The 20929-nt window shown below is 60.7% G+C and carries 16 protein-coding genes; 7 read left to right on the forward strand and 9 right to left on the reverse strand.

The genetic code is table 11. From position 1 onward, the window contains the following. Positions 1-18: 18 nt before the first annotated feature. From QN370_RS11545 to folD, 7 genes are all read right to left on the reverse strand, one after another. The gene (locus tag QN370_RS11545; RefSeq protein ID WP_322127214.1) at positions 19-825 is read right to left on the reverse strand and encodes a hypothetical protein; all 807 of its coding nucleotides are present in this window, start codon (positions 823-825) and stop codon (positions 19-21) included. Between the two features lie 239 nt (positions 826-1064). Beyond that, complete coding sequence (locus tag QN370_RS11550) at positions 1065-2381, reverse strand: D-amino acid dehydrogenase (protein ID WP_322126511.1); 1317 nt, start codon at positions 2379-2381, stop codon at positions 1065-1067. Between the two features lie 122 nt (positions 2382-2503). Next, entirely contained in the window at positions 2504-2932 is a 429-nt protein-coding gene (locus QN370_RS11555) for a hypothetical protein (protein WP_322126512.1), read from the reverse strand. 9 nt (positions 2933-2941) lie between these two features. Then, a complete protein-coding gene (locus tag QN370_RS11560) occupies positions 2942-3367 on the reverse strand; it encodes a DNA polymerase III subunit chi (RefSeq protein WP_322126513.1) in 426 nt (141 codons plus the stop codon). A gap of 10 nt (positions 3368-3377) precedes the next feature. Then, positions 3378-4022, reverse strand: coding sequence for a glutaredoxin family protein (locus QN370_RS11565; protein WP_322126514.1), 645 nt, complete (start codon positions 4020-4022; stop codon positions 3378-3380). Between the two features lie 14 nt (positions 4023-4036). Continuing rightward, the gene (locus QN370_RS11570; protein ID WP_322126515.1) at positions 4037-6142 is read right to left on the reverse strand and encodes a M3 family metallopeptidase; all 2106 of its coding nucleotides are present in this window, start codon (positions 6140-6142) and stop codon (positions 4037-4039) included. A 4-nt stretch (positions 6143-6146) separates the two neighbouring features. Beyond that, positions 6147-6992, reverse strand: coding sequence for a bifunctional methylenetetrahydrofolate dehydrogenase/methenyltetrahydrofolate cyclohydrolase FolD (folD, locus tag QN370_RS11575; RefSeq protein ID WP_322126516.1), 846 nt, complete (start codon positions 6990-6992; stop codon positions 6147-6149). Positions 6993-7276: 284 nt separating this feature from the next. Here folD and aceE point away from each other — a divergent pair, with 284 nt between their 5' ends. From aceE to lpdA, 3 genes are all read left to right on the forward strand, one after another. Then, the gene (aceE, locus tag QN370_RS11580; RefSeq protein WP_322126517.1) at positions 7277-9973 is read left to right on the forward strand and encodes a pyruvate dehydrogenase (acetyl-transferring), homodimeric type; all 2697 of its coding nucleotides are present in this window, start codon (positions 7277-7279) and stop codon (positions 9971-9973) included. An 80-nt stretch (positions 9974-10053) separates the two neighbouring features. Further along, a complete protein-coding gene (gene aceF, locus QN370_RS11585; RefSeq protein WP_322126518.1) occupies positions 10054-11412 on the forward strand; it encodes a dihydrolipoyllysine-residue acetyltransferase in 1359 nt (452 codons plus the stop codon). Between the two features lie 62 nt (positions 11413-11474). Then, entirely contained in the window at positions 11475-13247 is a 1773-nt protein-coding gene (gene lpdA, locus QN370_RS11590) for a dihydrolipoyl dehydrogenase (RefSeq protein WP_322126519.1), read from the forward strand. 54 nt (positions 13248-13301) lie between these two features. Here lpdA and QN370_RS11595 read toward each other — a convergent pair whose 3' ends face one another. Continuing rightward, positions 13302-15836 (reverse strand): chemotaxis protein CheW, encoded by a 2535-nt coding sequence (locus QN370_RS11595; protein WP_322126520.1) that lies wholly within the window; start codon positions 15834-15836, stop codon positions 13302-13304. A 169-nt stretch (positions 15837-16005) separates the two neighbouring features. Between QN370_RS11595 and QN370_RS11600 the strand changes: the two genes are divergently transcribed. The 4 genes from QN370_RS11600 (at position 16006) to QN370_RS11615 (ending at position 20312) form a co-directional block, all read left to right on the forward strand. Then, the gene (locus QN370_RS11600) at positions 16006-16752 is read left to right on the forward strand and encodes an ABC transporter ATP-binding protein (RefSeq protein ID WP_322126521.1); all 747 of its coding nucleotides are present in this window, start codon (positions 16006-16008) and stop codon (positions 16750-16752) included. Then, a complete protein-coding gene (locus QN370_RS11605) occupies positions 16749-17285 on the forward strand; it encodes a hypothetical protein (protein WP_322126522.1) in 537 nt (178 codons plus the stop codon). Before QN370_RS11600 ends, QN370_RS11605 begins: the two co-directional genes overlap by 4 nt. 256 nt (positions 17286-17541) lie before the next feature. Next, entirely contained in the window at positions 17542-19083 is a 1542-nt protein-coding gene (locus tag QN370_RS11610) for an ABC transporter permease (RefSeq protein WP_322127215.1), read from the forward strand. Continuing rightward, the gene (locus QN370_RS11615) at positions 19083-20312 is read left to right on the forward strand and encodes an efflux RND transporter periplasmic adaptor subunit (RefSeq protein WP_322126523.1); all 1230 of its coding nucleotides are present in this window, start codon (positions 19083-19085) and stop codon (positions 20310-20312) included. The genes QN370_RS11610 and QN370_RS11615 overlap by 1 nt, the downstream gene beginning before the upstream one ends. A 4-nt stretch (positions 20313-20316) precedes the next feature. Here the strand turns inward: QN370_RS11615 and QN370_RS11620 are convergent, their stop codons facing one another. Beyond that, positions 20317-20928, reverse strand: a complete 612-nt coding sequence (locus tag QN370_RS11620; RefSeq protein ID WP_322126524.1) for an FMN-binding negative transcriptional regulator — start codon at positions 20926-20928, stop codon at positions 20317-20319. Between the last annotated feature and the right edge of the window lies 1 nt (position 20929).

A 20929-nucleotide genomic window follows, 5' to 3' on the forward strand; every position in this document is an offset into this window, starting at 1 on the left:
ACGGGAAGGGGGCCGATGTTATTCGGCAGCGCGTACGTTCCGGTTGCTGCCAGCGCCGAACTGCGCGAGCGCGACCAGCATCACGATGACGCTCAGGAACAAGGCGCTGGTCCACAACGCACCCATGCCAAGCCCGCCATCGGTCCCGGCCTGCGTCAGCAGGTCGCCGAGTGCGGCACCGAACGGGCGAGTCAGGATGTAGCCAATCCAGAAGGTGAGAACCGCATTGCCACCAAAGCGCCATGCGGCATAGGTGATCGCAATAAGGATGCCGAACGACACGGTGCCCCAAGCGAAACCAAGGCCCACCGCTTCGGTGGTCAAATCACCTGCGGCCGTCCCCAGGGCAAACGTGCAAAGTATGGCTGACCAGTAAAACAATTCCCTGCGGCGTGTCACGATGTCGTGCATCGACAAGCTGCGCTCGACCCGGAACCAGACCGTAAAAATCGCCGCAAGCATCACGGCAAATACAGACGTGCTGATCGTCAGGCGCACGCCCAGACTATCGGTAAGAAAATCGGTAATCTGGGTGCCGACGATGCTGACCAGAACTACGGTCAGCCAGTAAATCCAAGGGACATGGCGTCGGGTACGACATTGCATCAATAGCGCAATCGCCAGCAGTGCAGCCATCGCTGCGCGCGTGACGCCATGGCCGAGTCCCGCATCGACTGCCAGATAATCGGCACCCGTTTCGCCGACCGTCGTGGAGAGAATCTTGATGATCCAAAACGCGAGCGTCACTTCCGGGACTTTGTTAAGCGAGGGTAAGGTGGATGAGACAGAGGAACTGGAGGACGTGATGGAAGTGGTGGTCGGCATGGACATGGCGTGTTCTCCGTACAAGGACTATTGATGTTGACGCCAGTATTGCCGGACAAACTTAGCTCAGTCATAGGAGGAATCATTGACCTGCTCACTCGCGCTGAACAAGGTCATCGATGGTCGCCGGATACCAGCGCGTTGCGCGCAAGGCTAACCGTTCCGTTGGCAGCGAATGAGGGTGACGACCAAAAAAAACGAGACCGCCTGGTCTCGTTCGTTGGGGGTGCTCGTAGCGATCAGGCTTGTACGGGCGATCCTTTTACGCCGGTTTTGGCAGGCCGACGCGGCATGCCGGTGAAGGCAAAATCGACTTCCGGCTGACGGCCGCAAATGATGTCGGCAATCGCGCGGCCGGAGCCGCAACCCATGGTCCAGCCCAACGTACCGTGGCCGGTGTTGAGGTACAGATTACTGAATTTCGTTTTGCCGATGTACGGCACATTCGATGGCGTCAGTGGCCGCAAACCGGTCCAGTAAGTTGGGTTGTCATAGTCGCAGGCACCCGGAAACAATTCTTTGGTGCGGCGCGTGATGGCTTCGCAGCGGGCCGTATTGAGTTCACGCGTGTAGCCATTGAGTTCGCAGGTGCCTGCCACGCGTAGACGGTCACCGAGGCGCGAGACGACCAGCTTGTAACCGTCATCGGTCAGCGAGACCGACGGTGCCAAGTCCGGATTGATGATCTTGTACGTCGCCGAATAGCCTTTGCCCGGATAGATCATCAGGTCAATGCCCAGTGGCTTCAAGATAGGTACCGAAAAACTGCCCATCGCCATCACAAAAATATCCGCGTGCAGCACTTCATGGCGACCGGCTTCATTGATGATTTCCACGCCGGTGACTTTGGCGGAGGCACCACGGCCTTCAGTGATGAGTCGCGTGATCTGCGTGTTGAACTGGAACTTGACACCGGCTTCCTCGGCTTTTTTTGCCAGTCCGGTGGTGAACTTGTAGATGTCGCCCGATTCATCGCTCGCCGTGAAATCGCCGCCGACAATCTTGTCGCGCAGGCTCGCCAGAGCGGGTTCGATGCGGACCACTTCTTCTGCGCTGATCGAGTCACGCTGGCAGCCAAGCTCGCACATCAGTTTGGCGGCAGGCAGCGATTCTTCGAAGTCTTTTTTGTCCGTATAAAAATGCAAAATGCCGCGCGTCAAATGATCGTAATCAACGCCGGTTTCTGCACGCACTGCTTGTAGTGTCTGGCGGCTATATTCGCAAATCGCCACGATCTGGCGAATGTTGTCCGCAGTGCGGGCCGGCGTGCATTCGCGCAGGAAGTTCATGGCCCAGCGCCATTGCAGCCATTCAGGCCGGAAGCGATACAACAGAGGAGCATCTTCCTTGCCCAGCCACTTGAGTATTTTCATCGGGGCGGCCGGATTAGCCCAGGGTTCGGCATGCGATACCGAGATCTGGCAGCCATTGGCAAAGCTGGTTTCTTGCGCGGCACCTGGCTGGCGATCGATCACCGTCACATCGTGACCTGACTTGTTCAAAAACCACGCTGAGGCGGTGCCGATAATCCCTGATCCCAATACAATAACTTTCATGGCCATCTCCAATTTACGATGACTCAATTGTAGAAAATTATGGTCTGTTCAGGCCCGCAATTACGTGGCCTAAATATTTATTTATGAAAGAATTATCTGGGTGAGTGTCGATAAAACAAAATTTAAAGCGGATTATTTTTTGTTTGGAAATTCGGCATTTCCTGCGCGACGGCGCGGCTGATCGCTTCTTCAAGTGTCTGCTTCAGTTCCTGACGGATTTCCTGCGCCAGTCCACTGACAGCCAGTTGCAGCACGTCGGCCAGGCTATCGCGGATACGGTCTTCAAGCATGACATCGAGTCGCCTGAGTACCTGGCGCGTGATGCGGTCGCTCATCTCCGCTTGCATGCTGGCAAAGTCTTCCTCGGTCCACGTGGTTTCCTGCAGGTCGGCCAGCGCGCTGGGGAGAGTGCGTTCCGGAATGCTGGCTTTCATCAGCAACAGGGGTGGCTCATACAACGTTGCCTGATCGTCGGCACGCGTCGCCTCGTCATCGATGGGCATGACTTCGGTCAGCAAAGGAATGCCGCTATCGGCGTCGTGATTGATCATCGCTGGGCCTCATTTGTCGGCAACAAAATGCGTCAGCGCATAGCCACGCTGCTGGTAAAAACGGTAACGATCGCGACCGCTGGCAATCTCGGCTGCATCGGTGGCGACGATTTCAAACAGCCGCTCGAAGCGGGCAAAGGTTGGCGGTGGCTGGCTGGTCAGGTTGATCAGGATTTGATGGTGCGGCAGTGCATCGGCATCCGCATCGGTGGCGGCGAGAATGACTGGCGTATGGATCGCCAGTGCATCGTCGGCCATCACGTGCGCAACAAAATCATGGTCGGAAAATGTCCACAGTGCCGCATCGAGTGCGGCCAGTTGCGGTGGTTCGCCCATCAGCACGATCTTGCAATTGGCATGGCGCGCCTTGCGCACCAGCCGGCAGACGTAATGAATCTTGTCAGGGATATTGCTGTAGAAGTCGACTCTGGTCATGGCAAGGGTATTAGAAACGGAATCCGGAATCTGTCTTCCCGCTCGGCAGTGGCGCAGAAGAAGAACGACTTGCTGGCGTACCGGGCAGTTCGGCTGGCTCGGTCTGCACCTTGTCGGTGACGGGTGCTGCCGCGCCCGCTGGCGGATTGCGATAGCCCGTCGGCAAGCGACTGGTTTCCGGATAAGCCGCCGCCGTCAGCATATTGCCCCAGGCACCGCTTTCAAAGCCGGTCTGCTTGGAGCGTCCGACCAGCAGCATCGGCATCGTGCCATCGCCGCCAGCCTGTTTCAGGTGGACGATGTCGGCTGCGCTGTTGACGGTTTTTTCGGTGTACGGAATGCCACGTTTGGACAGGTAGGCACGGCCAAGGTCGCAGGGGACACAGGTCTTGGTTGTGTACAGCACGACAGGGTGATCCCGGGCCGCTCGCACTAACGCATAGGGCAGGGCGGTATTGCTGTCGCTGTCGCTGGTGGCGGTGGCAACTTCCGAGGATTCGGAGCGGCGCGCCGTCGCCGGCGGCGGCGTGTCGGTGTAGTTGAGCTTGCCGTCGGCACCGGTCCACTTGTACATTTGCTGCGCCATCCCGCCGCCACTGGCGAGCACGCTCGCCACCATCAGTACGCCGCTCAGGATTGCCTGCAGATGCTTCATGGTGTCTCCCTCATTCAGCTCGCACTCGGAGCCATGCCGCTGTGTCGCAACAAGGCGTCAATGTTGGGTTCGCGACCACGGAACGCCTTGAACGAATCCAGCGCAGGGCGGGAACCGCCGACTGCCAGTACCTCGCGCAGGAATCGCTTGCCGGCTTCGCTGTAGCCCTTGTCGCCGTCTGCCGAACGGGCCTCTTCAAAGGCACCATAGGCATCGGCGGACAGGACCTCGGCCCACTTATAGCTATAGTAACCGGCAGCATACCCGCCGGCAAATATATGGCTGAACGAGTTCTGAAAGCGGTTGAAATCGGGCGGAATGAGGACAGCGACTTGCTGCCGAACCTTGGCAATCAGATCGGCGACGGCATTGTTGGCGGAAGCATCGAAGTCGTCGTGCAACAACATGTCGAACAGCGAGAACTCCACCTGACGCAAGGTTTGCATGCCCGACTGGAAGTTCTTGGCGGCCGTCATCTTGTCAAACAGCGCGCGCGGCAGTGCGGCACCGGTATCGACCCGCGCTGTCATGTGCTGCAGGACATCCCATTCCCAGCAAAAATTTTCCATGAATTGCGATGGCAATTCGACCGCATCCCATTCCACGCCAGAAATGCCGGAGACGCCGATTTCATCGACTTGCGTGAGCATGTGATGCAAGCCATGGCCGAACTCATGAAACAGCGTGATGACTTCATCATGCGTGAACAAGGCTGGCTTGACTTTGCCATCGATGGTTGTTGGCTCGGTGAAGTTACAGGTCAGGTACGCCACCGGTGTCTGTACTTGCGTGCCATGCAGGCGACGACCACGTGCATCGTCCATCCACGCACCGCCACGCTTGCCGCTGCGGGCGTAGAAGTCGAGATAGAACTGGCCGATCAGCTTGCCGTCGCGCTCGATGCGGAAGAACTTCACATCCGGATGCCAGACCGGCGCGCTATCGGCCTTGATCTCGACCGAGTACAGATTTTGCACCAGGCGGAACAAGCCCTCGGTGACTTTGGTCTGCGGGAAATATTGCTTTACTTCCTGCTCGGAGAACGCGTAACGCTGCTCGCGCAATTTTTCGGAGGCGTAGGCGACGTCCCACGATGCCATCTCGGTCAGGCCGAGTTCGGTCGCGGCGAAGCTGCGCAGTTCTTTCAGGTCCTGTTCGGCAAACGGACGGGCACGCTGGCCCAGGTCGCGCAGGAAGTCACTGACTTGCTGCGGCGTGTCCGCCATCTTGGCCGCCAGCGAGACTTCGGCATAGCTGGCGTAACCAAGCAGGCTGGCTTCTTCCTTGCGCAGTGCCAGCAAATCGATGATGTTCTGGGTGTTGTCCCACTCCGGTTTCACGCCGAGTTCGGAGGCTTTCGTGACGTTGGCGCGATAGACCTGCTCGCGCAGCGCACGGTTGTCGGCATATTGCAGGATAGGGAAGAACGACGGGAAATGCAGCGTGAACTTGTAGCCGGCCTTGCCGTCCTTGTCGGCCGCAGCACGGGCAGCTTCTTTCACGTCCTCCGGCAAGCCGGCCAGTTCGGCCTCGGTCTCGACGAACAGCGCGTAATCATTGGTCGCATCGAGTACGTTCTCGGAGAAGCGGGTCGAGATGTCGGCGTGCTTTTCCTGAATCGCGGCAAAACGCGGCTTCAGGTCGTCGGACAGTTCCGCCCCGCTCAGGCGGAAATCGCGGATCGCGTTGTCGATGATTTTCTGGCGGGTTGGCGACAGGCTGGCAAAACCGGCGTCGTTGCGCAAGGCCTTGTACTTGTCGAACAGCGCCAGGTTTTGTCCGAGTGCGGTCCAGAATTCGGTGACCTTGGGCTGGTTTTCGTTGTACACGGCGCGCAGCGCTGGCGTGTCCATCACGCCATTGAGATGGCCGACGATGCCCCAGGCACGGGCGAGTTTCTCGGTCGCCAGATCGAGCGGTTCGACAAAATTGTCCCAGCTGACCGTCTCCATCGGTGCTTCCAGTTGCGTAATCACGGCGCTGCATTCGGCAATCAGCTGATCGATCGCCGGTGTCACATCGGTCGGCGTGATCAGATCGAAACGTGGCAGGTCGGAAAAGTCCAGCAAGGGGTTGGCAACTGAGTTTGCAACCGCGTTAGCAGCAATGGAGGTGGTCATCGGTTTATTTTCCTTCAGCAGATTCAAGGGTATTGACGAGCAACATCGTGATCGTCATCGGACCGACACCGCCCGGTACGGGCGTAATCCAGCCGGCAATATCTTGTACTCCGGCGAAGTCCACATCGCCGCACAGCTTGCCGTCATCGTCGCGGTTCATGCCGACGTCGATGACGATGGCACCGGGCTTGACCATGTCTGCCGTCAGCGTATTGCGCTTGCCAACGGCTGCCACGACGATGTCGGCCTGACGCGTGTGATAGGCCAGGTCCGGAGTACTGCTATGACAGATGGTGACAGTTGCATTGGCTTGCAAGAGCAGCAGTGCCATCGGTTTGCCGACCGTATTGCTGCGGCCGATCACCACCGCATGCTTGCCCTTGATCGGTACGCCGGTGCTCTCGATCATTTTCATGCAGCCGAACGGCGTGCACGGACGAAAGCCCGGCAAACCTGCCATCAGTTCACCGGCACTCTGGACCGAGAAACCATCGACGTCCTTGCGGGTCGAAATCGCGTCAATGACTTTGGCGGGATCAATATGCCTGGGTAGCGGCATCTGGACGAGGATGCCGTGGACCGACGGATCGGCATTGAGTGCCGCGATGCGGACCAGCAGATCGGCTTCGGACAGCGTGGCGGCATACCTTTCCAGCGTCGATACGATGCCCGTATCAGCGCATGCCTTGACCTTGTTGCGTACATAGACTTGACTGGCCGGATCTTCGCCGACCAGAATCACTGCCAGTCCGGGCGGTGTCCCGGCAGCGGTCAGCGCGGCAGCGCGGCGGGCGACATCGGCGCGCAATTGTTGGGAGAGCTGGGTTCCGCTGATCAGTTGGGCTGGCATGGTGATGGTTTCCGGCTGAAATAAAACCGCGATTATAAAGCCCGGTCGCTTTGGGCGGGCAGGCGGTTGCTGTGCTGAAGGCGTCAGTTGACGAAGGAAACTTGCCTCATAAAAATGACGCTTCGCAGCATTATTTCGCATTATGAGAAATGCATCCACTATTTGAAAAAGCCAAAAAGTGCTGATAAAATCTGCCGGAACAAATGCGCGCACTACCCGATTTGTTGCAGAATGCTTGGCGTCGACGCCCGTTCGATGCAGGTAAAAAAACCAGGAGACAATGCATGTCAGCTCAGCTCGATCAAGTCCTGGCGCAAGCCGCCACCGATCCCGATGTCATCGAAACGCAAGAGTGGCTCGATGCCCTCGAAGCCGTGATTGAAAACGAAGGCCCCGAACGCGCGCACTACCTGATGGAGCGCATGGTCGACCTGGCCCGCCGCCGCGGTGCTCATATCCCGTTTTCCAGCAATACCGCTTACGTCAACACGATCCCGAACGATCTCGGTGCCCACTGTCCCGGCAATCTCGAATTTGAAGAGCGCCTGCGCTCGTGGATGCGCTGGAATGCGATGGCGATGGTGGTCAAGACCAACCGTGCCGATGGCGACCTCGGCGGCCACATTTCCAGTTTTGCTTCGCTGGCCAACATGCTCGGCATCGGCTTCAACCACTTCTGGCACGCACCGACCGAAGAGCACGGCGGCGACCTGCTCTACATTCAGGGTCACTCCTCGCCCGGCATTTATGCCCGTGCGTTCCTCGAAGGCCGCTTGACCGAAGAACAGATGCTGAACTTCCGTCGCGAAGTCGATGGCAAGGGTTTGTCGTCGTATCCGCATCCGAAACTGATGCCGGAGTTCTGGCAGTTCCCGACCGTCTCGATGGGCCTTGGCCCGCTGATGGCGATTTATCAGGCGCGCTTCCTCAAGTACCTGCATGCGCGCGAAATCGCCAAGACCGACAACCGCAAGGTCTGGGTCTTTTGCGGCGATGGCGAAATGGACGAGCCGGAATCGATGGGCGCGATCGGCATGGCCGGCCGCGAGATGCTCGACAACCTCGTCATGGTGGTCAACTGCAACCTGCAGCGCCTCGATGGTCCGGTGCGCGGTAACGGCAAGATCATCCAGGAACTCGAAGCCGATTTCCGTGGTGCAGGCTGGAATGTCGTCAAGGTCATCTGGGGTCCGGGCTGGGATGAACTGCTGGCCAAGGACAAGGAAGGCATCCTGCAGCGCGTGATGATGGAAACCGTCGACGGCGAGTACCAGAATTACAAGGCCAAGGACGGCGCGTACGTGCGCAAGAATTTCTTTGGCAAGCATCCGAAATTACTCGAGATGGTCGCCAACATGACCGACGACGATATCTGGCGCCTGACCCGTGGCGGTCACGATCCGCACAAGATTTACGCGGCGTTCAAGATCGCCCAGGAAGCCAAGGGTCAGCCGACCGTCTTGCTGGTCAAGACCGTCAAGGGTTTCGGCATGGGCAAATCCGGCGAGGCGCGCAACACCGCGCACCAGACCAAGAAGCTCGACGATGAATCCATCCGCGAAATGCGCGACCGCTTCGCGATCCCGATTGCGGATGACGAACTGGCCGACGTGCCGTTCTTCAAACCGTCCGACGATGCGCCGGAAATGAAGTATCTGCACGAGCGCCGCCAGGCCCTCGGCGGCTATCTGCCACAACGTCGCATGCATGCCGACGAGACCCTGAAAGTGCCGGAGCTGTCGGTGTTCAAGGCGGTGCTCGATCCGACTGCCGAAGGGCGCGAAATTTCGACCACACAAGCGTATGTTCGGGTGATCTCGATCCTGCTGCGCGACGCAGCGCTGGGTCCGCGCGTGGTACCGATTCTGGTCGATGAGGCGCGCACGTTCGGCATGGAAGGCTTGTTCCGCCAGATCGGCATCTTCAACCAGCAAGGTCAGTTGTATGAGCCGGTCGACAAGGATCAGGTCAGCTACTACCGCGAAGACAAGGCTGGCCAGATCCTGCAAGAGGGTATCAACGAAGCTGGTGCAATGAGTTCGTGGATTGCTGCGGCCACCTCGTATTCGACCAACAACCGCATCATGGTGCCGTTCTATACCTTCTATTCGATGTTCGGTCTGCAGCGCGTCGGTGACCTGGCCTGGGCTGCTGGCGACATGCGTTCACGCGGTTTCCTGATGGGCGGTACCGCCGGACGGACCACGTTGAATGGCGAAGGCTTGCAGCACGAAGATGGTCACAGCCATGTACTGGCCTCGACGATCCCGAACTGCCTGCCGTATGACCCGACCTTCGCGCATGAAGTCGCCGTCATCCTGCACGACGGTCTCAAGCGCATGATCGAACAGCAGGAAGATGTGTTCTATTACATCACCCTGATGAATGAAAATTACAGCCATCCGGGTATCAAGGAAGGTCAGGAAGCCGGCATCCTGAAAGGCTTGTATCTGCTTCAGGAAGGCAAGGCCGACACCAAGCTGCGCGTGCAACTGATGGGCTCCGGCACCATCCTGCGCGAAGTCATTGCGGCAGTCGATTTGCTGCAGGATGACTGGGGCATTGGTGCCGATGTCTGGTCGGCGCCATCGCTGACCTTGCTGGCCCGCGATGGCCAGGATGTCGAGCGCTGGAACATGCTGCATCCGACCGAGCCGGAGCGCGCTGCGCATATCACGCAATGCTTGCAAGAGACCAGGGGACCGGTTGTTGTCGCCACCGATTACATGCGCACGTTTGCCGAACAGGTGCGGGCGTTCGTTCCGAAGGGTCGCAGCTACAAGGTGCTGGGTACCGATGGTTTCGGTCGTTCGGATTCGCGTGCCAAGCTGCGTGAATTTTTCGAGGTCAATCGCTATTACGTGACCGTTGCCGCACTCAAATCGCTGGCCGATGAAGGTGCCATCGAACAGGCCATCGTCGAGCAGGCGATTGTGAAATACGGGATCAATCCGGAAAAACCGAATCCGGTTACCCAGTAATTCATCGAACCCCATCCTTACCGCAGCGACCGCGCATGACCATGCGCGGTCGCTGCTGATAAAAAATACGGAGCAACGTCATGAGTGTGAGTGAAATCAAAGTCCCGGATATCGGCGATTTCAAGGAAGTCGAAATCATCGAACTGCTGGTCAAAGTGGGCGACACGATCAAGGTCGACCAGTCACTGATCACGGTCGAGTCGGACAAGGCCAGCATGGAAATCCCGTCCAGCGGTGCTGGCGTGATCAAGGAAATCAAGGTCAAGGTCGGCGACAAGGTTGCGATGGGTTCGCCGTTGCTGACCCTTGAAGCGTCCGACGCAGCGGCCGAGCCAGCAGCGGCAGAAGCAAAGCCTGCTGCCGTCGAGGCACCAGCGCCAGCGCCGGCACCGGAAAAAACTGAAGCGAAAATCGAGGCAGCTCCTGCACCGGCACCAGCACCGGCACCAGCACCAGCACCAGCACCGGCACCAGCAGCGGCACCAGCAGCGGCACCAGCAGCCAGCGGCAAGCCAGCCCACGCCTCGCCATCGATCCGTAAATTCGCCCGCGAACTCGGCGTCGATCTGGTCAAGGTCGGCGGGACCGGTCCGAAAGGCCGCATCCTGCACGAAGACGTGCAGAGCTTCGTCAAGGCCGCACTGGCCGGTGGTGGCGCGGTCGCTGCCTCGTCGGTGCCACGCAATGGTTCCGGTGCCGGCATGGACCTGTTGCCATGGCCATCGCTGGACTTCACCAAGTTCGGCGCGATCGAAGTGCAACCGCTGTCACGCATCAAGAAGCTCAGCGGCCCTAACCTGCATCGCAACTGGGTGATGATTCCGCATGTCACGCAATTCGATGAAGCTGACGTCACTGACCTCGAAGACTTCCGTAAATCGTCCAATACGGCGCTGGCCAAGTCCGGCGTCAAGCTGACGATGCTGGCGTTTGTCATCAAGGCCAGCGTCGCTGCGCTGAAAAAATTCCCGGCTTTCAATTCATCGCTCGATGCGACCGGTGAAAACCTGATCCTCAAGCAGTACTACAACATCGGTTTTGCCGCCGACACACCGAACGGCCTGATGGTCCCGGTGATCAAGGATGTCGACAAAAAAGGCATCGCACAAATCGCTACTGAAATGGGCGAGCTGTCGGCGCAAGCGCGTGACGGCAAGCTCAAGGGCGGCGACATGCAAGGCGCGACGTTCACGATTTCGTCTCTGGGCGGGATTGGCGGGACGATGTTCACGCCGATCATCAACGCACCGGAAGTGGCCATCCTCGGTTTGTCGAAAGCCTCGATCAAGCCGGTCTGGGATGGCAAGCAATTCCAGCCGCGCCTGATGATGGGCATGTCGCTGTCGTACGACCATCGCGTCGTCGATGGTGCGATGGGTGCGCGCTTCTCGGTGTATCTGTCCGAGGCACTGGTCGATTTGCGCGTCACGTTGCTGTAAAGCGGCACGCCACGAATGCAACCCAGCCCGCGCCTGCGCGGGTGACGAACCTGGAGACATGAATGAGTCTGATTGAAGTGAAAGTCCCCGACATCGGCGACTTCAAGGAAGTGGAAATCATCGAACTGCTGGTCAAGGTGGGCGATACCGTCAAGGTCGACCAGTCGCTGATCACGGTCGAATCCGACAAGGCCAGCATGGAGATTCCATCGAGCCATGCCGGCGTCATCAAGGAACTGAAGATCAAGGTCGGCGACAAGGTCGCGATGGGATCACTGATGCTGATGCTGGAATCGGCGGAGGCGGCCGCACCTGCACCTGCGGCAGCGCCCGCAGCGGCAACTGCATCGGCAACGCCTGCTGCTGCACCTGCTGCTGCACCCGCTGTTGCTGCACCTGTCGCCGCTGGCTTCGACGGCAAGGCCGACATCGAATGCGACACGCTGGTTCTCGGCGCCGGTCCCGGCGGCTACACCGCCGCGTTCCGTGCCGCCGACCTCGGCCAGAAAGTCGTGCTGATCGAACGTTACGCGACCTTGGGCGGAGTCTGTCTGAACGTCGGTTGCATCCCGTCGAAAGCCCTGCTGCATGCGGCAAAAGTCATCACCGAAGCCGAAGAGATGTCGCACTTCGGTATCAAGATGTCGTCGCCGGAAATCGACCTCGACGCGTTGCGCAGCTGGAAAGACGGCATCATCAAGAAGCTCACCGGCGGATTGACCAGCTTGTCCAAGGCGCGCAAGGTACAGGTCGTCGAAGGCAAGGGCGTATTCAGTTCGGCCAATACCGTCACCGTCGAAACCAAAGACGGCAGCAAGGTCATCGCGTTCAAGAATGCGATCATCGCGGCCGGTTCGGCGGTCTCGAAAATCCCGGGCTTTCCGTACGATGATCCACGCGTCATCGACTCGACCGGCGCGCTCGAACTGCGTCAGATTCCGAAGAAGATGCTGGTCATCGGCGGCGGCATCATCGGCCTCGAAATGGCCTGCGTGTATGACGCGCTGGGCAGCAAGATCACCGTCGTCGAATTTGCCGACGGCCTGATTCCGGCGGCCGACCGCGACATGGTGCGTCCGCTGCACAAGCGCATCGAGAAACGCTACGACGCGATCTACCTGAAAACCAAAGTCACCAAGCTCGAAGCGCGTGTCGACGGCTTGCTGGCCACTTTTGAAGGCGACAACGCACCGAAAGAACCGCAACTGTTCGACATGGTCCTGATGGCAGTTGGTCGCCGTCCGAATGGCCGTGAAGTCGGTGCCGACAAGGCCGGCGTGGTGGTCAACGAGCGCGGCTTCATCCCGGTCGACAAGCAGCAGCGCACCAACGTCGCCAACATCTTTGCGATCGGCGACATTTGCGGCGATCCGATGCTGGCCCACAAGGCCACCAACGAAGCCAAGGTTGCCGCCGAAGTCATCGGTGGTCACAAGGTCCAGTTCGATGCGATGACCATTCCGTCGGTGGCGTACACCGACCCCGAAATCGCGTGGATGGGCGTCACCGAAAATGAAGCCAAGGCGCAAAACATCCCGTTTGAAAAAGTCAATTTCCCGTGGGCGGCCAGTGGTCGTGCGCTGGCGGTGGGCCGTGACGAAGGGTCGACCAAGCTGTTGTGGGATCCGTCGACCAAGCGCTTGATTGGTGCCGGTATTGTCGGCGTCAATGCCGGCGAATTGCTGGCCGAGCTGGTGCTGGCGATGGAAATGGGCGCTGATCTCGAAGATATCGCGCTGACCATCCACGCGCATCCGACCTTGTCGGAGACACCGATGTTCGCTGCCGAAATGGCGCTGGGGACGATTACGGACTTGTATATTCCGAAGAAATAATCGCGCTCCGCGTGTTGCATCAAGCCCGCCAGCGCAGTGCGCCGGCGGGCTTTTTCATGCAGCCAGTGTTTCCATGGTGGGCTGCTCCGGCAGCAACAAGCCAAACAGAAAATCGATATCGAGCACCTGGATCAGCAAGCGACCTGCATTGGCCTTGATCAGGTTGCACACCATCCGGCCGCTGTGCTGCGTGACAAATGGTGCGGTGGTGATCTGCGCCGCATCGAATTGCGCGACCGCGTGCAGTTCACCGACCAGCAGGCCGATGACCTGGCCCCCGAGCTCGACAATGACAACCTGATTGGCGCTGTTCTGTGTGGACGGTACGCCACTGAACAGGTACGACAGATCAAAGACCCAGACATAGCGGTCGATTTCACCATCGCGCTGCAAGATCACCACGCCGACCCGGTCGGTACGACCGCCCAGCGAGACCGGCTTGACCGCGCTGGCCGGCAACGCTTCGAGCACGTTGCCGGCGGCCAGCGCCAGCAAGGCATCGTCGACAAAGAAGGTGGCGAATTCCTGGCCGCCGGTGCGGGTCGGATCGCTGTCAATGCGCAGCGTGGCGCGATGACCGGCGTGGTTGCGTGCACTGACTGCGCCGAGCTGCGCGTAGACGATCGCCAGGACATCTTCGCAATAGCCATCAGACACCTTGAATTCGCGATAGCCGTTCGATACCGTCACGCCGAGTACGGCGTAGTGACCGTCATGGATCACGATGCGCGAGCTGCTGCTGCCATTGGGCAGTTGCCGCAGTGCCGGGTCGAGATCGAGCAGGCTGCCGACCGGACGCGTCGGGTCGGTGCTGGCAATGATGCGGCCTTGCCGGTCAATAAACAGCGCACTCATTGATGCATCGCTGTCGAGCGCACCGTGCAGCATCGCTGAAAATTCCGGTCCCGCATCAAACACGATGCCGATGCCGCCGACGATGCGGGCCGCATTGTGCGGATCGCGGATGGCGGCGTGATAGACGTAGGTCGGCACGTCGCCGTACAACGGTGCAGGATCGAACGGCGTGACATGGAATGCCTGTTCCGAGCGCAACGCACATACTGCAGCCAGGGTCGCGGCATCGATGCAGTTGCCGCAGACCGACGGCGCGCCGAGGTCTTCATTGCTCGCGGCAACGATGACGCCATTGGCGTCGTAGACCACCAGCCGGGTGTAGACCGTGTAGAGGGTGTTGATGTAATTGAGCAGCGTGTTGAGCGCGGTGGTGTCGGCATTGTCTCCGGCCAGCGCGCTGCGCAGTTCCGGTGTCAGCGCCCACCAGCGGCAGTCATCCGAGCGCTCGTACAGATTGCGGTCCAGCAGGTCGACCAGCAGGTGCGCGGTGAATTCGGCATGGCGCAATTTGGAGGCCAGCACCGTGTCGTAGAGTTCGCCGATCGAGGTGGCAAACAGCGCATCGCTGCGCGCGCCGGTTTCACTGATTTGTTCGAGTACCGACTTGAGCTTGCGCGCCTCGTCGTTCTCGCCCGCGGTCATGACCTGGCCATTCCAGACCACGCGCCGGATCGTGCTGGCCGCACTGATGATCTGGAACAGCGGCGGGCAAAAGGTATGGGCCTGCGACAGCAAGCCATCAGCCAGCGCCGGATCGAGAGCGCTGCGGGTGGCGTGGTCATTGCTGTTGAAAGCGACATCGACCGGCATCATCACTTGACCCTGCCAGCCGCGTGGTCCCGGATAGCTCTGGTAGCCTTCGGTGACGAGCGTGCGCACCAGGTAGGCGCGGCCGCCAAACAGGCGCAGCGTGGTGTCGCCATCGCGATTGACCGGCACGATGGCACCCAGCGCAATCCATAACGGATCGCCACTTTCGATGACCCGGTTCTCGCCATCGAGCAGCAGCAGGATGGCGCGCCCGGCCGGATCGCGATGGGAGTGAAAGATGCCGGCCATCTCCTGCTCGAAATGAAAGCACAGGCAGAGCAGGCCGACGATGGCACCGGTGTCGGGATGGTGCATGCGGCGCGAATAGATCAGCGCCTTGCGTTTGCCCGGTCGCAAGTCCGATGCGCCGAAGCTTTCCACCCAGCTGTCACTGGCCAGCGTGCGGGCAATCAGCGCGTCGTTGCAATGCGTCAGTGGCGACTGCGGATCGATCTGGGCCAGCACGTTGCCCTGCGGGTCGAGCAGCAGGATTTCGTCATACACGGTGTACTTGCTGCGATAGGCGCGCAGTCGTGCAGTAATGCTTTGCTGGTCGCCGTCCAGGCCGGCGACGAATGCACACAATTCGTGATCGGTTGCCAGGAAGCCGACATCGGCGGTGCGTTCGTACAGATTGCGCACCACGATGTCGATCACGTAATGCGCCTTGGTGCCGATCTCGGCCAGCACGTTGGCGACTTTTTCGCGTACCAGGCTTTGCACCAGCTCCTGCTCCAGCTGGTTGAACCCGGCCCGGGTCGACGCCATCGTTGGCAGGATGGTGCGCGCTTCGACCGGACAGTTCATCTTGGCGGACGATTCGATCATGCGCCACATCAGATTGAGTTCGTGCAACGACTGTTCGCAGCGGATCACGTCGCGCATGTAGGGCAGGAAGGTATCGATGGCAAGTGTGTTGTTCATGGCAGTTTCCCTGTTTGTTTTTTTAACCTTCAATTCTTCCAAGCAATTATTGTGCTTGCCGCGCTGAAGGTCAGTTGATCCAGCGCACAGTACTGGCGGTATCGGGTCACGCAGCCGAGCCGTAGCGGGCATAGTCAGGAAAGTCCAGTCAGACCAGAGACCGTTGACGATGACCTCTTCACCGACCATTGCCGCTGCCGCTGCATGCCCGGCAGCGCTGATCTTCGAAGCCCGTGGCCTGACCAAGGTCTATCAAATGGGCGACGTGCAAGTGCACGCGCTGCGCGGCGTCGACCTCGATTTGCCGGCCGGCGAATTCGTCGTCCTGCTGGGCGCATCCGGCAGCGGCAAGTCGACATTGCTCAATATCCTGGGCGGGCTTGACGTGCCCAGCAGTGGCACCGTGCGCTACGCTGGCGCGACGTTGCAGCTGGCCGACGACGCCGTGATGACGCAGTACCGACGTCATCACGTCGGCTTTGTCTTCCAGTTCTATAACCTGATCCCTAGCCTGACTGCGCGCGAAAATGTCGCGCTGGTCACCGAGATCGCCACCGATCCGATGACGCCCGAACAGGCGCTCGACCTGGTCGGGCTGGGCCAGCGGCTGGACCATTTCCCGGCGCAACTGTCGGGTGGCGAACAGCAGCGCGTGGCCATTGCACGGGCCGTGGCGAAGCGCCCGCAAGTGCTGCTGTGCGACGAACCGACTGGTGCGCTTGATGCGCAGACCGGCGTGCTGGTGCTCGAGGCGCTGGCCCAGGTCAATCGTGATCTTGGCACGAGCACGGTAGTAATCACCCACAATGCGGTGATTGCGGCAATGGCAGACCGGGTCGTGGTTTTTGGTGACGGACGGGTACTGCGGATCGACTGCAACGCGCACAAAAAAGCCGCCTCGGAGCTGCACTGGTGAGCGCGCTCGATCGCAAGCTCTGGCGCGACCTGTGGCAAATGAAAAGCCAGGCGCTGGCCATTGCGCTGGTGGTCATGTGCGGTGTCGGGACTTTCATCATGTTCCTGTCGACGCTCGATGCATTGCGCTCCACGCAGCAGCGCTACTACCGCGACTACCGCTTTGCCGAGGTCTTCGCCAGCCTCAAGCGTGCGCCCGAATCATTGCGCCTGCGCCTGCATGAGATCCCCGGCGTTGATCAGGTCGAGACCCGTGTGATGGCGATGGTGCGACTCGATCTGCCCGGTTTTGCCGAGCCGGTGACCGCGCAGGTGGTGTCGGTATCCGAGCGCGGTAGCACCGGCCTGAATGCGCTGCACTTGCGCTCCGGTCGTCTGCCGCAGCAAGCCGTTTGCACTGGCTCACCGGCTGCAACCGGGCGAGCGCTTCGGCGCGATCCTCAATGGCCGGCACCAGACACTGACCCTTGTCGGCACCGCGTTGTCTCCGGAATTCATACAGCAGTTGCGGCCCGGTTCGGCTTTCCCGGATGACCAGCGTTTCGGCGTGCTGTGGATGCACCGGCGCGCACTGGGGCAGGCGCTCGACTTGCAGGGCGCGTTCAATGATGTGGTTCTGACCCTGCATGCACGGGCCAGCGCGCAGACGGTCATCGATCAGGTCGATCAGCTGCTCAAACCCTATGGCGGGCTCGGTGCGATCGCGCGCAAGGACCAGCGCTCGCATCGTTTCCTGAATCAGGAGCTGACGCAACTGGGTACGCTGGCCAGCCTGTTTCCGGCGCTGTTCATGGGCATCGCTGCCTTCTTGCTGCATGTTGTCATCGGCCGGCTGGTGGTGATGCAGCGCCAGCAGATCGCAACCCTGAAAGCCTTCGGCTACACCAATCTGACCGTGCTTGGGCATTACCTGAAACTGGTAGCCGCGATTGTCGGGCTGGGCATTGTCGCAGGCAGTGCGCTGGGCACCTGGCTTGGGCAGGGCTTGTCCGGGATTTACGGAGCGTTTTATCACTTTCCGTACCTGCTGTTCCGGCTGCCTCCCGTCGTGGTCGTGCAGGCGGCGCTGACCAGCATGCTGGCAGCGGGTGCCGGTGCGGTGCTGGCAGTCTGGCGCGCTGCGAAGATGCGACCGGCACAGGCGATGCGAGCCGAGACACCGCCCCGCTACCGGGTCAGCTGGCCCGAACAGTTCGGTCTGCAACGCTGGCTGTCGCAACCGGCCCGGATGATCCTGCGCCAGTTGCAGCGACGCGCAGTCAAGTCCGGGCTGACGCTGCTGGGCATTGCAATGGCCTGCGGAATCATCCTGACCGGGCTGTTCCAGCGCGACACCGTCGGCCATCTGCTGCATGTGCAGTTCGGTATGGCCCAGCGCGAAGACCTGTCACTGGTGTTCACGGAACCGACCGCTTACCGGGCACGCTTTGATTTGCTCGAACTGCCGGGCATCACGCATGTCGAGGTATTCCGGACCTTGCCGGTATTGCTGCGGCACGGCCGCTCCAGCTACCGCAGCGTTATTCGCGGCATTGCGCCGGATGGTGACCTGCAGCGCCTGCTCGATGCCGACCTGCGACCGGTGGCGTTGCCTGACGACGGCGTGCTGCTGACGGATTTTTTGGCCGGGATGCTCGGCGTGCGGGTTGGCGACCGGCTCGAGGTGGCCGTGCTGGAAGGACACCAGCAAGTGCGCGAGCTGGTCGTCTCGGGATTGATACGCGAGTACATGGGGGTCTCGGTGACGATGAACCTGGTGGCCTTGAACCGCTTCCTGCACGAAGGCCCGACCATTTCCGGTGCCTGGCTGGCCATCGACAGCGCCCGCCTGCCGGTGCTCTACGAGCGCTTCAAGACGATGCCGCGCATCGCTGGTGTCACCGAACGGGCGCAGGAAATCCGCAACTTCAACCGCGTGATGCAGACCACCATGCTGTTCTTCACCTATGTCGCGACCGTCTTTGCGGTCATCATCGCGTTCGGCGTGATCGACAACAGCGCCCGCATCGCGCTGACCGAGCGCGGCCGCGAACTCGCCAGCCTGCGCGTGCTGGGTTTTACCCGAGGCGAGATCGCCACCATCCTGCTCGGCGAACTCGGCTTACTGGTGCTGCTGGCGATTCCGCTGGGCTTGTGGCTGGGCATCGGCATGTGTCATTACATCGCACATTCGATGCAGAACGACCTGTTTCGTGTGCCGGTCGTACTGATGCCCCAGACGTATGCGTTTGCGGCGACGGTGGTGCTGGTGGCGGCATGCCTGTCCGGGCTGGCGGTGCGCCGGCGGCTCGACCAGCTGGACCTGATCGGCGTGCTGAAGGAGGGGCGGTGATGGCGCTGCCACTGCCACTGCGGCCACCGCTGCCACCGGTTTCGGCTTCGGCGCGCCGCCGCATTATGCTGGTCTTGCTGGTGCTGCTGCTCGCCGCCGGGTTGTTCTTCGGCTTTCGCCCGCGTGCCATCGAGGTCGATCTTGGTACGGTGCAGCGTGCGCCGCTGCGCGTGCGCATCGAGCAGGAAGGCCGCACGCGGGTGGTCGACCGGTATGTCGTGGCCGCACCGGTGAACGGCTATGCACGACGCATCGCGCTGGAGATTGGCGATCCCATCGCGCGTGGCGCTACGCTGGTCGAGCTCGAGCCGGTGCGGGCCGAAGTCATCGATGAACGCCGCCGTGCCGAAGCCGAAGCGCGCATCGCGGCGGCGCGCAGCACGGTCGGTGCGGCCGAACAGCGCGCCAGTGCCGCAGCCAGCAGCGCCAGCCTGGCCAGCAACGAACTCGCGCGGGCGCGTACCTTGCGATTAGCCGGCTATACCTCGCAAGCTGCCGAAGAGCGCGCCACCAGCGATGCCACGCGCAGTGCTGCCGAGCTGCAATCGGCCAACTTTGCGGTCGCCACGGCGCGGCATGAGCTGGAGATCGCCCGCACTGCACTGAAGTACGCCGCCAGCAGTGGTAGCGCCGAGCCGGTGGTGCTGCGCGCGCCGGTGGACGGTCGCGTGCTGAAAATTGCACGCAAGAGCGAAGGCACGGTAGCCGCCGGCCAGCCGGTCATCGAGATTGGCGACCCGCGCGCGCTGGAGGTCGAGGTCGATGTGCTGTCGGCTGATGCGGTGCGACTGCATCCCGGCATGCGTGTGGTGTTCGAGCATTGGGGCGGCGACGGCGAGCTGGCTGGCCGCGTGCGCCGGATCGAACCGGTCGGCTTTACCAAGGTCTCGGCGCTGGGCGTTGAAGAGCAGCGCGTCTGGGTGATCGTCGGATTCGATTCGGCACCATCGCAATGGCAGCGGTTGGGCGACGGCTATCGGGTCGAAGCCAGCTTCATCGTGTGGGAGTCGGCCGACGTGCTGCAGATTCCTGCCAGTGCCCTGTTTCGGGACGGTGAACGCTGGGCAGTGTTTGTCGTTGATAAAGGCAAAGCCGTCCGGCGAGTCATCGACATCGGCCAGCGCAATGGCTTGCAGGCGCAAGTGCTGTCCGGACTGCAGGCTGGCGAACAGGTGATCGTGCATCCGGATGACCGGGTGCACGATGGCAGCAAGGTAGCAGGCCGCTAGCGCGTCATGCCCAGTGGCCGAGACGCTGCATCCACTGCGCGATGGCGCGTTCGTTTTCACCACCGGCTTCGTGCCAGGCTTGCATGTCGGGCTGGTCTTCGGCTAACCGGTGCTGGCCCAGCTTGAACTTGCCTTCGAGCTGGTCGACCCGAATCGTGAAGCCAACGATCGCCTTGAGCAGACCCTCGCGCAAGCCGGTATCGAGCTGGTCGAACTGGGCGTGGTAGCCCGGTTCGTTCTGCTCCACCAGGCTGGCCAGCAAGGCCAGCTTGGCGTCGACGTCGTGTTCGATGAGTGCGGTGCCGCTGGCATGGACCGCAATGTAATTCCAGGTCGGCACGCGATTCTTGCCGACATACCGCGTCGGTGAAATATACGTGTGCGGTCCCTGAAAAATCACCAGCGCAGCGGGGTCGGCCTGCAGCGCCTGCCAGTGCGGATTGGCGCGCGCGACGTGACCATCGATCCGTACTGCGCCATCGACCTGCCGCGCCAGCACCGGCACGTGGGTGGCAAACAGTTTGCCGTCCACGTTCGAGACCAGCGTGGCGAACGGATAGCGCTGCATCACTTCAAGCAGCAGCGCCGGATCGTCCTCGCGGAAGTGCTGCGGCACG

The organism is Actimicrobium sp. CCI2.3 (assembly GCF_035019065.1).
Taxonomy (GTDB): Bacteria; Pseudomonadota; Gammaproteobacteria; order Burkholderiales; family Burkholderiaceae_D; genus Actimicrobium.

What these genes read in the sequence shown, in the direction of transcription:
- QN370_RS11555 (WP_322126512.1), bottom strand. Translation starts at nt 2,932, where the DNA reads ATGATCAATCACGACGCCGATAGCGGCATTCCTTTGCTGACCGAAGTC.
- lpdA (WP_322126519.1), top strand. Translation starts at nt 11,475, where the DNA reads ATGAGTCTGATTGAAGTGAAAGTCCCCGACATCGGCGACTTCAAGGAA.
- QN370_RS11570 (WP_322126515.1), bottom strand. Translation starts at nt 6,142, where the DNA reads ATGACCACCTCCATTGCTGCTAACGCGGTTGCAAACTCAGTTGCCAAC.
- QN370_RS11565 (WP_322126514.1), bottom strand. Translation starts at nt 4,022, where the DNA reads ATGAAGCATCTGCAGGCAATCCTGAGCGGCGTACTGATGGTGGCGAGC.
- QN370_RS11545 (WP_322127214.1), bottom strand. Translation starts at nt 825, where the DNA reads ATGCCGACCACCACTTCCATCACGTCCTCCAGTTCCTCTGTCTCATCC.
- QN370_RS11550 (WP_322126511.1), bottom strand. Translation starts at nt 2,381, where the DNA reads ATGAAAGTTATTGTATTGGGATCAGGGATTATCGGCACCGCCTCAGCG.
- aceE (WP_322126517.1), top strand. Translation starts at nt 7,277, where the DNA reads ATGTCAGCTCAGCTCGATCAAGTCCTGGCGCAAGCCGCCACCGATCCC.
- QN370_RS11595 (WP_322126520.1), bottom strand. Translation starts at nt 15,836, where the DNA reads ATGAACAACACACTTGCCATCGATACCTTCCTGCCCTACATGCGCGAC.
- QN370_RS11610 (WP_322127215.1), top strand. Translation starts at nt 17,542, where the DNA reads ATGGGCATCGCTGCCTTCTTGCTGCATGTTGTCATCGGCCGGCTGGTG.
- folD (WP_322126516.1), bottom strand. Translation starts at nt 6,992, where the DNA reads ATGCCAGCCCAACTGATCAGCGGAACCCAGCTCTCCCAACAATTGCGC.
- aceF (WP_322126518.1), top strand. Translation starts at nt 10,054, where the DNA reads ATGAGTGTGAGTGAAATCAAAGTCCCGGATATCGGCGATTTCAAGGAA.
- QN370_RS11615 (WP_322126523.1), top strand. Translation starts at nt 19,083, where the DNA reads ATGGCGCTGCCACTGCCACTGCGGCCACCGCTGCCACCGGTTTCGGCT.
- QN370_RS11600 (WP_322126521.1), top strand. Translation starts at nt 16,006, where the DNA reads ATGACCTCTTCACCGACCATTGCCGCTGCCGCTGCATGCCCGGCAGCG.
- QN370_RS11560 (WP_322126513.1), bottom strand. Translation starts at nt 3,367, where the DNA reads ATGACCAGAGTCGACTTCTACAGCAATATCCCTGACAAGATTCATTAC.